Origin of the sequence: Allostreptomyces psammosilenae (assembly GCF_013407765.1) — a bacterium.
In the GTDB taxonomy this organism is placed as follows: Bacteria; Actinomycetota; Actinomycetes; order Streptomycetales; family Streptomycetaceae; genus Allostreptomyces; species Allostreptomyces psammosilenae.
On sequence record NZ_JACBZD010000001.1, the window covers coordinates 1,202,487 to 1,216,257 of the forward strand.

Genomic DNA, 13,771 nt, shown 5'->3' on the forward strand with positions numbered 1-13,771 from the left:
CCCCCGTGCGAGACTGACACCTCGCACAGCGACAGTGATCACGAACGAGGAGCGCAAGGCACGTGAGCATCGACAAGCCCGAGATCGACTTCCCCGGTGGCGAGCCGCCCCAGGACCTGGAGATCACCGACATCTGGGAGGGCGACGGCCCGGAGGCCGTGCCCGGCCAGGTCGTCTCCGTCCACTACGTCGGCGTGGCCTTCAGCACCGGTGAGGAGTTCGACGCGAGCTGGAACCGCGGCGCCCCGCTGCGCTTCCCGCTCGGCGCGGGCCGGGTCATCAAGGGCTGGGACCAGGGCGTGGCCGGCATGAAGGTCGGCGGCCGGCGCAAGCTGGTCATCCCGCCGCACCTGGGCTACGGCGACCGCGGCGCCGGCGACGCGATCAAGCCGGGCGAGACGCTGATCTTCGTGGTGGACCTGCTGGGCGTCTGAGCCGGCCCACGCGAAGGCCGAAGGGCGCCGTCCCCCGAGGGGGCGGCGCCCTTCGGCGTCCCGCGCGAGCCCCGGTCCGCGCCGCGGGGCCGCTGCTCGCCGCTACCCGACGGGCGCCACCGCGTGGCGGCCCGCCGCGGCGGCGGCCAGGAAGTAGGCGTGGTCCTCCTCCAGCCCCCGCCCCATCGTGGACAGCCGCACCGGGCAGCCCCGCAACGCCTCCTCCAGCCCGTCCACCGGCACCGACACCACGCGGTGGCCGGCCGCCGAACCCGCCAGCGCCGCGTCCAGCTGCTCCTTGACCAGCCCGGCCAGCCCCGCCGGCAGCCCCTCCGGCACCGGCAGCTCGGCCGGCGCCAGCGCCACCCGCCCGTAGGCGGTCAGCGAGTGGTGCGAGACCCCGCGGTGCCGCTGGCGCGGATCCGCGTCGGAGATCCGCAGCGAGCCCACGGCCCGCCCGCGCAGCGCCCCCACCGCGTTCACCGCGTCGCCGACCGCCACCCCCGAGTAGCCCCAGCGCGTCCCGGTGCCCAGGTTGCCGGGCCCCTGCGCCACGATCGCCACGTCGGCCCGCAGCACGTGGCGCGCGGCGAGCAGGCCGGTGTGCACGGTGACCGCCTCCAGGTCGCCGCCGAGCGCCTGGCCCACCGTGATCGACCCGGCCAGCCAGCCGGCCTCGCGGAGCCGGTCCACCGTCATGGAGAACCACAGCGGCAGCGTGCCGCCGTCGGTCATCACATAGGCGATCCGGGCCCCCGGGCGGTCGGCCAGCACGCCCGCGCAGACGGCCGGCAGCGCGGAGTGCAGGTCCGCCACGACCACCGGCATCCCGTCGAGGTCGTCGGCGTCCCGCAGCACCTCGTGGTGCGGGGAGTCCTGCTCGTCCACCCCCAGCACCACCGCCTGCAGCGGCGTGTAGCGGGCCTTCACCAGGTGCCCGGGCCCGGGCGGGGGATCCGCCGGCAGACGGTCCGGGACGGCCACCACCAGCGCGTACCCGCCGGTGCCCAGCCCCATGGTCTGCGCGGTGGTGTTCAGCAGCACCCGGTCGCCCTCGGCCACCTCGCCGACCAGCGCCGGATACGCCATGGCCCGCAGCGGCCCGCTCTGGTCGGCCAGCGACACCTCCAGTTCGCTCGCTCCCCGCCAGCTCCGCCGGACCCGAGTGACAACGCCTTCACGCCAAGAGATCACGGGGGGAGTCTAGGGCGCCCGCTCCGCCGCGCCCGGGACGTGGCCCCGGCCCGCCTCCCCACCCGGCGCGGCGGGCGCGCCGCCGGCGGACCCGCAGGTTTCCCCAAATCCCCGCCAAGCGATAGCGTCGGTCAGCACACACGGGGACCCCGCCGGGCGAGGAGACGGGGCAGCGCGCCAGAGAGGGTCAGTGGTCGCATGGCGATCGCCAAGTCCGAGCGTCTGATGAACCTCACGCTCCGCCTGATGACGGCGAAGCAGCCGCTCAGCAAGAAGCGGCTGCGGCACGACATCGAGGCGTACCGCGAGGTCGCGGGCGACGAGGCGTTCAACCGCATGTTCGAGCGCGACAAGGACGAGCTGCGGGAGATGGGCCTGGTCATCGAGACCGCGGAGAGCCCCGAGGACGGCGAGATCGGCTACCGCGCGCTGCGCGACGTCAACGCGCTGCCCGAGATCGACTTCGATCCCGAGGAGACCGCCGCCATCCAGCTGGCCCGGCGCGTCTGGCAGCACGCCCGGATGTCCCAGGCCGCCACCGGCGCCATGCACAAGCTGCGCGCGGCCGGGGTGGACGCCGAACCCGAGCCGGAGACGCCGCTGTCCACCCTGGAGGCGCGCATCCCGGTCCGCGAGGAGGCGTTCGAACCCCTGCTGATCGCCGCCCGCGACCAGCGGCCGGTGACCTTCGACTACCGCCGCGCCGACTCGCCCGTCGCCGAGCAGCGCACCGTCGAGCCGTGGGCGCTGGAGTTCTGCCGGGGCCGCTGGTACCTGGCCGGCTACGACCGGCAGCGCGAGGCCCCGCGGGTCTTCCGGCTGAGCCGGATCACCGGCAAGGTCAAACTGCGGCAGGGCGCCTTCACCGCCGAGGTCTCCGACCGGCTGGACGTGCGCGCCCAGGTGGAGCGGTTCGCCGGCGAGGGCGCCACCAGCACCGCCCGGATCCGGCTGCGCCGCGGCGCGGCCCACCCGCTGCGCGCCCGCGCCCTCTCCGTCACCCCCGCCGGCGGCCCCGCCGCCGACGAGTGGGAGGAGGTGTCGCTGCCGCACGGCCGCGGCCTCGGGGCCTGGCTGGCGGAGTTCGGCCCGGACGTCGTCGTGCTGGAACCCGCCGAGCTGCGCGAGGACGTCATCTCCCGGCTGCGCGCCGTCGCCGGGGCCGCCGCCCCGGCCCCGGAACCCGACCAGCAGACCACCCGCCCGAGCACCGAGGAGGCCCGGAGTTGAGCCACGCGATCGACCAGACCCGGCGGCTGCTCTCCCTCGTCACCCACCTGCGCCGGCACAACGGCGCCCGCGTGGAGGACGTGGCCCGGACCTTCGAGATCAGCGAGGAGCAGCTCCTCGCCGACCTGCAGGTGCTGCCCTTCTGCGGCCCGAGCTTCCGCGGCGGCGACCTGATCGACATCGAGACCGACGGCGAGTCGATCTGGTGGCACAACATCGACGACCTGGCGCCCGCCCTGCGGCTGTCCGCCGACGAGGTGGTCTCGCTGCTGGTGGCGCTGCGGGCGGTGGCCCGGCTGCGCGGCCTGAGCGAGGCGGACCGCGAGGCGGTGCACCGGGCCGCCGCCAAGCTGGAGGAGGCGGCCGGCGACGCCGCCGCGCTGGCCGGCCGGCTGGCGGTCACCCTGGAGCCCAAGGCCGACGTGCGGGCCGCCGTGGAGCGCGCGCTGCGCCAGGGGCGCCGGCTGTGGCTGCAGTACTACACCTACGGTCGGGACGCGCTCACCGAGCGCGAGGTGGACCCGATCCGGCTGATCGACCAGGGCGAGCACAGCTACCTGCGCGGCTGGTGCCACCGGGCGGAGGACGAGCGAAGCTTCCGGCTCGACCGGGTCGCCGACGTGGCCGTGCTCGACGAGCCGGTCAGGGCGGACCGCGGCGTGGGCGAGCACCTCTCCGAGGGCCTGTTCCGCCCCGACCAGGAGCTGCCGCGGGTGGTCGTCGAGGTCACCCGGGCCGGGCGGTGGGTGGCCGAGTACTACCCGCCGGACGAGGTGGAGGAGCTGCCCGACGGGGGACTGCGGATCGCGCTGCGCACCCCGGACCCGGCCTCGATGACCCGCCTGGCCCTGCGGCTGGGCGCGGACGGCCGGATCGTGGAGCCGGCCGGCGTGGCCGACCGGGCGGCGGAGCTCGCCGGCGCCGCGCTGGCCCAGTACGACGCGGTCGGCTGAGCGGGGGCGGAACGGGAAGGCACCGATGACCGGGACGGAACACGACACCATGCCCACCGAGGTCTGCTTCAAGGCCCGCTGCTCCGAGTGCGACGCCCGGGTGGAGCTGACCGCGGACCAGCTCCGGCTGGCGGTGGGCGCGGGACCGAAGTCCACCTTCTACTCCTTCACCTGCCCCGACTGCGGCGAGCACGTGCGCCGCCCGGCCGGCGCGCGGATCGTGGAACTGCTCACCGACGGCGGCGTCCAGGCCATGCGGCTGACACTCCACCAGGGCGGGGCACGTCGGCAGGCGGGCAGCAGGTAGGGTCCCGGCCATGATGTGGGTGCTGATCTCCGTGGCCCTCGCGGTGGCCGGAATGGCCGTTCTGGGCTGGTTGTCGTGGCGGGTGCTCGGCCAGTTGCGGGCCCTGGCCCGCGAGGTCTCCCGGGCCGCCGGCGCCACCGAGAAGGCCGCCGACGCCCTGGCCGGCGAACTCGCCGCCCTCGGCGCCGGCGGCGGCCCGCGCGACGTGCTGCCGGGCGAGGTGGAGCACCGGGGGGAGTGAGACCCCGGTCACCCGCCGGCCGTCCCGGAGGGCGCCGGTAACGAGCCACAATCGGGACCACACCAGGACTGGATGGTTTCGGGGGCTCGTGACGGGGGCTCGAATGGTATTACCCTTCGAGACAACCTGGTGTTCGCCGTCGCTTCACCGGGCCGGCGTACCATTTCGCAGACGGGCGACGCAGTATCCGGTGCACGTCCGGCAGCAAACAACCGGATGATCGGCTCCCGACGGATAGGTGGAAGACATGCTTGGAAGGCTCGGACCCGGCGAGATCGTCATGATCATCATCGCGGTGATCATCCTGTTCGGCCTCTTCGGCGCCAAGCGCCTGCCGGACGCCGCCCGCTCCATCGGCAAGTCCATGCGCATCCTGCGGAGCGAGACCAAGGCCATGCGCGAGGAGAGCAAGAAGGACTCCGACACCCCCGAGCCGGCCGCCCAGCCCGCGACGGTGGAGACCCAGCGGACCATCCAGGCCGCCCCCGGGGACGTCAGCACCGCCCGCGTCGTCTCCGAGTCCGGTCAGGCCACCACCCCGCGCTGAGCGCCCCACACCGCGCCCACGGCCGGGCCAGGCAGGCGGCCTGGGCCTCGGCCCGGGCCGCTGGCGAAAGAGGAAGAGCGAGATGAGGACGGGGTTGTTCAAGCGCGGTCGCAAGCCGAAGGACCCGGAAGGGCGCATGCCCTTCGTGGAACACCTCAGGGAACTGCGCAACCGGCTGCTGATCTGCCTGGCCGTGGTCACGGTCACCACGATCGGGGCGCTGTTCTTCTACGACCCCATCACCAACTTCCTCACCGCCCCGGTCTGCGACCTGAACGCCAGCCAGTCCGACGGCACCCCGGACTGCGGTGACGTCCTGGTCATCAACGGCGTGCTCAACCCCTTCTCGCTGATGCTCCAGGTCTCGCTGGCCGCCGGCGTGGTGGCGGCCATGCCGGTGATCCTCTACCAGCTGTGGGGGTTCCTCGCGCCCGGGCTGCACGCCCACGAGAAGCGCTACGGCCTGTCGTTCGTCGGCGCAGGGGTGCCGCTGTTCCTGATCGGTGGCGGCTTCGCCTACTGGATGCTGCCCACGGCCCTGGAGGTGATGCTCGGCTTCACCCCGGACAACGTCTCCAACCTCCTGCCGTTCGACCAGTACCTCACCGACTTCGCGCTCCGTCTCGTCCTGGTCTTCGGCATCGCCTGCGAGCTGCCCCTGGTGCTGGTGCTGCTGAACTTCGCGAACCTGGTCAGCGCCCAGCGGATGCTGTCCTGGTGGCGCTGGGTGATCTTCGGCGTCTTCGTCTTCGGCGCCGTCGCCACCCCCACCACCGACCCGGTCAGCATGGTCCTGCTCGCCGGCCCGGTCACCGTCCTGTACGGCGTGGCCCTCGTGGTGGCCTTCACCAACGACCGCCGGCGGGCCCGGCGGCGGGCCGCCGACCCGGACACCGCCCTGGACGACGACGAGGCCTCCCAGCTCGACCTCACACCCGCCCCGCTCGACGCCCCCGAGGCCCTGGAGGCGCCCATCCCGGCGCCGGCCCAGGCGCCCGGCACGGTGTCCCGGGTCAACTCCCACGTGGACGACGACGCCACGTGACGCCCAGCGGCCCCGTCACGCGCCGCCGTCCCCTCGGGCGCGGCGGCCCCGTCACGCGCGTCGGGCGGGTCACCCACGGCGGCCGGTGAGCGGGAAGAAACCCCGTGGCGGTGTCGGCGCCCGCCGGTACGCTCGAAGGTGACATGCGACTCCACCACACTCCGCCCCAGAACCCCGCCGACCCCACGGCCGGCGCGCCGGCTGGTGGCACCACCCCCGGCGGCGCCCCCGAGGGCCCGGTGGCCCCGCCGGCCGGCACCGTCCCGGCCGGCACCGTCCCGGTCGACGTCCCCGAGGACGACGACACCGAGGCGCTCAGCCCCGCGGAGCGCTACGCCCGCGCCCAGCGCCGGGCGGCCGAGGCGCGCACCCAGCTCGCCGGCTTCCGAGCGCTGTACGACTTCCCCCTCGACCCCTTCCAGATCGAGGCGTGCCAGGCCCTGGAGGCCGGCAGCGGCGTCCTGGTCGCCGCGCCGACCGGATCCGGCAAGACCATCGTCGGCGAGTTCGCCGTGCACCTGGCCCTGGCCGAGGGCCGCAAGTGCTTCTACACCACGCCGATCAAGGCGCTGTCGAACCAGAAGTTCGCCGACCTCACCCGCCGCTACGGCCCGGGCACGGTCGGCCTGCTCACCGGTGACAACAGCATCAACCCCGAGGCGCCGGTGGTCGTGATGACCACCGAGGTGCTGCGGAACATGCTCTACGCCGGGTCCTCCACCCTGCGCGGGCTGGGCTACGTGGTCATGGACGAGGTGCACTACCTCTCCGACCGGTTCCGCGGCGCGGTGTGGGAGGAGGTCATCATCCACCTCCCGGAGTCGGTGACCCTGGTCTCGCTCTCCGCGACCGTCTCCAACGCCGAGGAGTTCGGCGACTGGCTGGACACCGTCCGCGGCGACACCAAGGTCATCGTCTCCGAGCACCGCCCCGTCCCGCTGTGGCAGCACGTGCTCGCCGGCAACCGCATGCACGACCTGTTCGTCACCACCCCGGACGGCGCCCAGGACTCCCGCCAGGTCAACCCCGAGCTGGTCCGCCACGCCCGCGAGCAGCAGCGCCCGGCCCGCCCGCACGAGCGGGCCAAGATGCGCGCCGCCGACCGCGAGCGGGAGCGGCGCCGCCGCTCCCGCGCCTGGACGCCCAGTCGGGTCGAGGTGATCGACCGGCTGGACGCCGAGGGGCTGCTCCCGGCGATCACCTTCATCTTCTCCCGGGCCGGCTGCGAGGCGGCCGTGCAGCAGTGCGTGGCCTCCGGGCTGCGGCTGAACAACCGCGACGAGCGCCAGCGGGTGCGCCGCCTGGTCGAGGAGCGGACCGCGGAGCTGCCGGACGAGGACCTGCACGTCCTGGGCTACTTCGAGTTCGTCGACGCCCTGGAGCGCGGTTTCGCCGCCCACCACGCCGGCATGCTGCCCACCTTCAAGGAGATCGTGGAGGAGCTGTTCGTCTCCGGCCTGGTCAAGGCGGTCTTCGCCACCGAGACCCTGGCCCTCGGGATCAACATGCCGGCCCGCTCCGTGGTGCTGGAGAAGCTGGTCAAGTGGAACGGCGAGACCCACGCCGACATCACCCCCGGCGAGTACACCCAGCTCACCGGCCGCGCCGGCCGCCGCGGCATCGACATCGAGGGCCACGCGGTGGTGCTCTGGCAGCAGGGCATGGACCCCAAGGCGGTGGCGGGCCTCGCCGGCGCCCGGACGTACCCGCTGCGCTCCTCCTTCAAGCCCTCCTACAACATGGCGGTCAACCTCGTCGGCCAGTTCGGCCGCCAGCGCTCCCGCGAGCTGCTGGAGACCTCCTTCGCGCAGTTCCAGGCGGACCGCTCCGTGGTGGGCCTGGCCCGGCAGGTGCAGCGCAACGAGGAGGGGCTGGAGGGCTACCGCGAGGCGATGACCTGCCACCTCGGCGACTTCACCGAGTACGCCGCGCTGCGCCGCCAGCTCAAGGACCGCGAGACGGAACTGTCCCGGCACGGCGCCAACCAGCGCCGGCTGGCCGCCGTCACCGCCCTGGAGCGGCTGCGGCCCGGCGACGTCATCCACGTGCCCACCGGCCGCTACGCCGGCCTCGCCGTGGTGCTGGATCCGGGCCTGCCGCCGCAGGGCCGCCCCGGCGCGCGCCCGGAGTACGCCGACGGCCCGCGCCCGCTGGTGCTCACCGCGCAGCGGCAGGTCAAGCGGCTGGCCCTGGTGGACTTCCCGGTGCCGGCCGAGCCGGTGGAGCGGCTGCGCATCCCGCGCTCCTTCAATCCGCGCAGCCCGCAGGCGCGCCGCGATCTGGCCTCGGCCCTGTACAACAAGGCCGGGCACCTGGAGCCGGAGCGCCGGCGGCGCCGCGGCCGGGCGGAGGCGGCCGACGACGAGCGGATCGCCGAGCTGCGCGCGGCGATCCGGCAGCACCCCTGCCACGGCTGCTCGGACCGCGAGGACCACGCCCGGTGGGCGGAGCGGTTCTACCGCCTGCAGCGCGACACCCAGGCGCTGGAGCGCCGGATGCGCGGGCGCACCCACACCATCGCGCGGACCTTCGACCGGGTCTGCTCGCTGCTGGGCGCCCTGGACTACATCGACGGCGACAAGGTCACCGAGGACGGCCGGCGGCTGGGCCGGCTCTACGGCGAGCTGGACCTGCTGGCCTCGGAGTGCCTGCGCGAGGGGGTCTGGGAGGGGCTGGCCCCGGCGGAGCTGGTGGCCTGCGCCTCCGCGCTGGTCTACGAGTCCCGGCAGGGCGACGACGCCTTCGCGCCGCGGCTGCCGGAGGGCGGCTCGCGGCGGGCGCTGGACGACATGATCCGGATATGGGGGAGGCTGGACGCGCTGGAGAAGGACCACGGACTGTCCCAGTCCGAGGACTACTCCGGCCAGCGGCAGCCGGACCTCGGGTTCGCCTGGCCGGCCTACCGCTGGGCGAAGGGGCACGGGCTGGACGCGGTGCTGCGGGACGCGGAGCTGCCCGCCGGCGACTTCGTGCGCTGGATGAAGCAGATCATCGACGTGCTCGGGCAGATCGCCGAGGCGGCGCCGGAGGGCGGCTCGGTGCGGCCCACCGCGCGCAAGGCGGTGGACCTGCTGCGGCGCGGCGTGGTCGCCTACTCCTCGGTGGGCTGAGCCCCCTCGGCCGAGCCGGACCGGCCCCGGTGCCCCCTCGTCGGGGGCACCGGGGCGCGGCTCGTTCCAGGGGGCCGGGGCGATCGGGGCCGGGGCGTCCCGGGTGCGCGCGGGGTCACTCCGGGCGGGCGGCCAGGGCGTCCACCAGGCGGCGCAGCGAGCCGCCGAGCCCCCAGCGCTCGGCCAGGGCCAGCACGGCGTCCGGATCCCGGGGCCGGCGCGGCAGGGCGGTGTGGCCCTCGGGCAGCGGGACGTCGCGGGCGACGCGCACCACGGGCCGGGCCGCGGCCAGGTAGCCGCGGTTCTCCTGGAGCCGTCTGCGCTGGGCGGCGGGGAGGCGGGAGGAGGGGTCGTTGGCGGCGGCCATGACGCCGTCGATGTCGCCGTGGGCGGCCAGCAGCTTGGCGGCGGTCTTCTCGCCGATCCCGGGCACGCCCGGCAGGCCGTCGCTGGGATCGCCGCGCAGCAGGGCGAGATCGGCGTAGGCCGCTCCGGAGGCGATGCCGTACTTCTCCCGCAGCGCGGCCTCGTCGTACGCCTGGAGGCTGCCGACGCCCTTGACCGGGTAGAGCACGCGGACACCGCGCGCGTCGTCGACGAGCTGGAAGAGGTCGCGGTCTCCGGTGACGACGTCGACCGGCATGTCGGCCCCGGTCGCCAGCGTGCCGATGACGTCGTCGGCCTCGTAGCCGGCCACGCCGATCCGGCGGATCCCGAGGGCGTCCAGCACCGCCTCGATCACCGGGACCTGGGGCGCGAGGGTGTCCGGCACGGCCTCCGGCAGGGCGTCCTCCCCGGTGGTGGCCGGGGCCCCCGCGGCCTCCGGCGCGACCCGGTGGGTCTTGTAGCTCGGCACCAGCTCCACCCGCCAGGCGGGGCGCCAGTCGGCGTCCATGCAGGCGACCAGGTCGGTGGGGGAGTGGTCGGTCACCAGCCGGGCGACGAAGTCCAGCAGGCCGCGCACGGCGTTGACCGGGGTCCCGTCGGGCGCGCGCACCGACTCGGGCACCCCGTAGTACGCGCGGAAGTACAGCGAGGCGGAGTCCAGCAGCATCAGTCGTGAAGCGGTCACCCGCCGATCATGCCGCACGCCACCGACACCCGCCCGGACCGGCGGGCCGCGTCATACCGCCGATCCGTTCGCGGAGAGTGTCGGAAGTAACGTCGGGCGCGCGGAACGATAACGTTCGGGTTTCATTGGAAAAGCGTTCCGGGTGCGGTGCTGGAAATCTCCGGAGCGGTGGCCGGGAAAGCCCCTTTATCTGTTCGGGCGGGGTGGGCGCAAATTCGGCACCGAGGGGCCCCGCCCGCTGATCAGGCGTTTGGGTGCGGATCCATGTCCAGAATGTCAGGACATGTCGGGCGGGCATAAGGTGTAGAGCGGACATTCGAGACTCGTTTTCTGAATTGTCGTCAGTTCTGAAACAGTGAACAGTCTCACGATCGCGTTTGCCTTTCGACGCGGCACGGGTAGGCGCTGGCACTGGACCGGCGGTCGGTGAGGAAACCGGCCGGCGCCGTCCATGCTGTTTGAGAAGGCATCGCACGGTGACACTCCGCCGTGGAAAGCGACACGTGAGGTGATGACGGGACCATGCTCCAGGCCGAGCACGTCTACAAAGTCTTCGGACGACGACCACAGGAGGCCGTACGCAGACTGCGGCAGGGGGCCGACCGGAACGAGCTGCGGGAGGACGGCGTCACCGCCGCCGTCATCGACGCCTCCTTCGAGGTCAGCCGCGGGGAGATCTTCGTGGTGATGGGCCTGTCGGGTTCCGGCAAGTCCACCCTGCTGCGCATGCTGAACGGGCTCTCCGAGCCGACGGCCGGCCGCGTGCTCTTCGACGGCCAGGACCTCACCGCCCTGTCGCCGGCCCGGCTGCGGCACGTCCGGTCCCGCCGGATCAGCATGGTGTTCCAGCACTTCGCGCTCTTCCCGCACCGCAGCGTGCTGGAGAACGCCGCCTACGGTCTCCAGGTCCAGGGCGTCGCCGGCGCGGAGCGCGCGCGACGCGCCGCCGAGGCCCTGGAGCTGGTCGGCCTGGGCGGCTGGGAGAAGGCGTGGCCGGACGAGCTCTCCGGCGGCATGCAGCAGCGCGTGGGGCTGGCCCGCGCACTGGCCACCGACGCCGACCTGCTGCTGATGGACGAGTCCTTCAGCGCGCTCGACCCGCTGATCCGCCGGGACATGCAGGACCAGCTGCTGGAGATCCAGCACAGCCTGCGCAAGACCATCGTCTTCATCACCCACGACCTCAACGAGGCCATGCGGCTCGGCGACCGCATCGCGGTCATGCGGGACGGCCGGATCGTCCAGCTCGGCACCGCCGAGGACATCCTGGTCGACCCGGCGAACGACTACGTGGCCAGCTTCGTGCAGGACGTGGACCGCAGCCGGGTGCTCACCGCCTCCTCGATCATGGAGGAGCCCAAGGTCATGGTCGGCGCCCAGGACGGGCCGCGCGCGGCCCTGCGCACCCTGCGCACCCACCAGGCCTCCGCCGCCTTCGTGGTGGAGCGCGGACGCCGACTGCTCGGCACCGTCGCCGACGCTGCGGTCACCACGGCCGCCCGCGCCGCCGGGGAGCGGGCCGGCAAGGACGGTGAGGTGGTGATGCGGGACCTGGCGACCGGGAACGTCGCCACGGTCACCCCGGACACCCCGCTCGCCGAGCTGTTCACCCCCGCCTCCCGCACCGACGTGCCGCTGGCCGTGGTCGAGGACCACCGCCTGGTGGGTGTCATCCCGCGGGTCACCCTGCTCGCGGCGCTCGGCGACGAGCCGGCGGGCGTCGTGGGCACCGACACCGCCGCCGACCACCCCACGCCGGCGGCCCCGGCCCCGCCGGCCCCGCGGGCGCCGGAAGCCGCGCGGCCCGCGTCCGCCGACGACGACAAGGAGGTGCTCGGTGCCCAGGCTTGAGTTGGGACGCTGGGTCGAGTCGGCCGTCGATCTCCTGCGGGACAACCTCGGCTTCCTCTTCGACCTCATCGCCTCGGTGGTCCGGGGCCTGTACGACGCCGCCGAGGCGCTGCTGACCTGGCCGGAGCCGCTGGTGATGGCCGGCCTGCTGGCCGTGCTCGCCTTCTGGCTGCGCGGCCTGCTCGCGGGTGTGCTCACCTTCGCCGGCTTCGCCCTGGTCGACGCCGTCGACCAGTGGCAGCGCGCCATGGAGACGCTCTCCCTGGTGCTGGTCGCCAGCGCGATCACCATCGTGCTGGCCGTGCCGCTCGGCATCTGGGCCGCCCGGCGCCGCGCCGTCAGCGGCGCGCTCCGGCCGGTGCTGGACTTCATGCAGACCATGCCGGCGTTCGTCTACCTCATCCCCGGCATCTTCTTCTTCGGCGTCGGCCAGGTGCCCGGCATCATCGCCACCATCGTGTTCGCCATGCCGCCCGGCGTCCGGATGACCGAACTGGGCATCCGCCAGGTGGACGGCGAGCTGGTCGAGGCCGCCGAGGCGTTCGGCACCCGGCCGCGCGACACCCTGCTGCGGGTGCAGCTGCCGCTGGCGCTGCCCACCATCATGGCCGGCGTCAACCAGGTGATCATGCTGGGCCTGTCCATGGTGGTCATCTCCGGCATGGTCGGCGGCGGCGGTCTCGGCGCCTCCGTCTTCACCGCCATCAGCACGGTGGACATCGGCCTCGGCTTCGAGGGCGGCGTCTCGGTGGTCATCCTCGCCATGTACCTGGACCGGATGACCGCCGCCCTGGAGCGGCAGGCCTCCCCGCTCGGCCGCCGGGCGCTGGCCCGGACCCAGGCGGTGGGCCGCCTCGCCGTGCTGCGCTACCGGCCCGGGGCGACCGTGGCCGTGGTCGGCCTGCTGGCCGTCGCCCTGGTGGGCGGCGGGCTGGGCGTGCTGCGCTCCGGCCCGCAGGAGGGCACCGCCGTGGCCGGGACCGACGTCGGCCGGGGCGAGGAGGTCTCGCTCGGCTACATCCCCTGGGACGAGGGCATCGCCACCAGCTACCTGTGGCAGGAGATGCTCCGCGACCGCGGTTTCGACGCGCAGGCCACCCAGTACGACGTGGGGGCGCTGTTCACCGCCGTCTCCACCGGCGACGTGGACGTGATGACCGACGTGTGGCTGCCCACCACCCACGAGTCCTACTGGCAGGAGTACGCCGACACCTACCGGGACTTCGGGGCCTGGTACGACGAGACCTCGCTGGAGCTGACCGTCCCCTCCTACGTCGAGGGCGTGGACTCGCTGGACGACCTGAAGGGGCGGGCGGACGAGTTCGGCGGCCGGATCATCGGCATCGAGCCGGGCGCCGGCCTGATGAAGGCGATCAGCGAGGACGTGATGCCGGCCTACGGCCTGGAGGGCGAGTACGAGCTGACCACGGGCTCCACCGCCTCGATGCTGGCCGAGCTGGACCGCGCCATCGAGCGCCGGGAACCGGTGGTCGTCGCCCTGTGGTCGCCGCACTGGGTCTACTCCACCGAGGACCTGAGGAAGCTGGAGGACCCCCGCGGCGCCTTCGGCACCGGCGAGGGCATCCACGCGGCGGGCAACCGGGAGTGGGCCGCCGAGCACCCGCGGGTCGCCGACTGGCTGGACGGCTTCACCATGACCGAGGAGGAGCTGACCGACCTGGAGGCCGCGATCCAGCAGGCCGGCGCCGGCAACGAGGCGGAGGGCGCGCGGGCCTGGCTGGACGCCCACCCCGACGCCCTGGACCGCTTCGCGCCGGTGGAGTGAG

Annotated in this window: 12 protein-coding genes; 10 read left to right on the forward strand and 2 right to left on the reverse strand. The window is 73.9% G+C overall.

Going from position 1 to position 13,771, the window contains the following annotated elements:
* Window positions 1–62: 62 nt before the first annotated feature.
* Window positions 63–434 (forward strand): FKBP-type peptidyl-prolyl cis-trans isomerase, encoded by a 372-nt coding sequence (locus tag FHU37_RS04705; protein ID WP_179812963.1) that lies wholly within the window; start codon window positions 63–65, stop codon window positions 432–434.
* A 102-nt stretch (window positions 435–536) separates the two neighbouring features.
* On the opposite strand, the gene FHU37_RS04710 is transcribed toward FHU37_RS04705, so the two are convergent.
* Window positions 537–1,628, reverse strand: a complete 1,092-nt coding sequence (locus FHU37_RS04710) for a DUF3866 family protein (protein ID WP_179812964.1) — start codon at window positions 1,626–1,628, stop codon at window positions 537–539.
* Between the two features lie 198 nt (window positions 1,629–1,826).
* On the opposite strand from FHU37_RS04710, the gene FHU37_RS04715 reads away from it, so the two are divergent.
* From FHU37_RS04715 to FHU37_RS04745, 7 genes are all read left to right on the forward strand, one after another.
* A complete protein-coding gene (locus FHU37_RS04715; protein WP_179812965.1) occupies window positions 1,827–2,858 on the forward strand; it encodes a helix-turn-helix transcriptional regulator in 1,032 nt (343 codons plus the stop codon).
* Window positions 2,855–3,811, forward strand: a complete 957-nt coding sequence (locus FHU37_RS04720; protein WP_179812966.1) for a helix-turn-helix transcriptional regulator — start codon at window positions 2,855–2,857, stop codon at window positions 3,809–3,811. Before FHU37_RS04715 ends, FHU37_RS04720 begins: the two co-directional genes overlap by 4 nt.
* Before the next feature lie 25 nt (window positions 3,812–3,836).
* Complete coding sequence (locus FHU37_RS04725) at window positions 3,837–4,118, forward strand: hypothetical protein (protein WP_179812967.1); 282 nt, start codon at window positions 3,837–3,839, stop codon at window positions 4,116–4,118.
* A gap of 10 nt (window positions 4,119–4,128) precedes the next feature.
* Window positions 4,129–4,359: a hypothetical protein gene (locus FHU37_RS04730; protein ID WP_179812968.1), complete on the forward strand. Its 231-nt coding sequence runs from the start codon at window positions 4,129–4,131 to the stop codon at window positions 4,357–4,359.
* A gap of 247 nt (window positions 4,360–4,606) precedes the next feature.
* On the forward strand, window positions 4,607–4,906 hold the full coding sequence (tatA, locus tag FHU37_RS04735; RefSeq protein ID WP_179812969.1) for a Sec-independent protein translocase subunit TatA: 300 nt from the start codon (window positions 4,607–4,609) through the stop codon (window positions 4,904–4,906).
* A gap of 82 nt (window positions 4,907–4,988) precedes the next feature.
* Window positions 4,989–5,951: a twin-arginine translocase subunit TatC gene (tatC, locus tag FHU37_RS04740; RefSeq protein WP_246449568.1), complete on the forward strand. Its 963-nt coding sequence runs from the start codon at window positions 4,989–4,991 to the stop codon at window positions 5,949–5,951.
* Window positions 5,952–6,094: 143 nt separating this feature from the next.
* Window positions 6,095–9,061, forward strand: a complete 2,967-nt coding sequence (locus tag FHU37_RS04745; protein WP_179812970.1) for a DEAD/DEAH box helicase — start codon at window positions 6,095–6,097, stop codon at window positions 9,059–9,061.
* A gap of 115 nt (window positions 9,062–9,176) precedes the next feature.
* Here FHU37_RS04745 and FHU37_RS04750 read toward each other — a convergent pair whose 3' ends face one another.
* Complete coding sequence (locus tag FHU37_RS04750; protein WP_179816021.1) at window positions 9,177–10,115, reverse strand: 5'-3' exonuclease; 939 nt, start codon at window positions 10,113–10,115, stop codon at window positions 9,177–9,179.
* 540 nt (window positions 10,116–10,655) lie between these two features.
* On the opposite strand from FHU37_RS04750, the gene FHU37_RS04755 reads away from it, so the two are divergent.
* Together FHU37_RS04755 and FHU37_RS04760 are read left to right on the forward strand one after the other, a co-directional pair.
* The gene (locus tag FHU37_RS04755; protein ID WP_179812971.1) at window positions 10,656–11,984 is read left to right on the forward strand and encodes a quaternary amine ABC transporter ATP-binding protein; all 1,329 of its coding nucleotides are present in this window, start codon (window positions 10,656–10,658) and stop codon (window positions 11,982–11,984) included.
* The gene (locus tag FHU37_RS04760) at window positions 11,971–13,770 is read left to right on the forward strand and encodes an ABC transporter permease/substrate binding protein (protein WP_179812972.1); all 1,800 of its coding nucleotides are present in this window, start codon (window positions 11,971–11,973) and stop codon (window positions 13,768–13,770) included. The genes FHU37_RS04755 and FHU37_RS04760 overlap by 14 nt, the downstream gene beginning before the upstream one ends.
* The last annotated feature ends 1 nt before the right edge of the window (window position 13,771 follow it).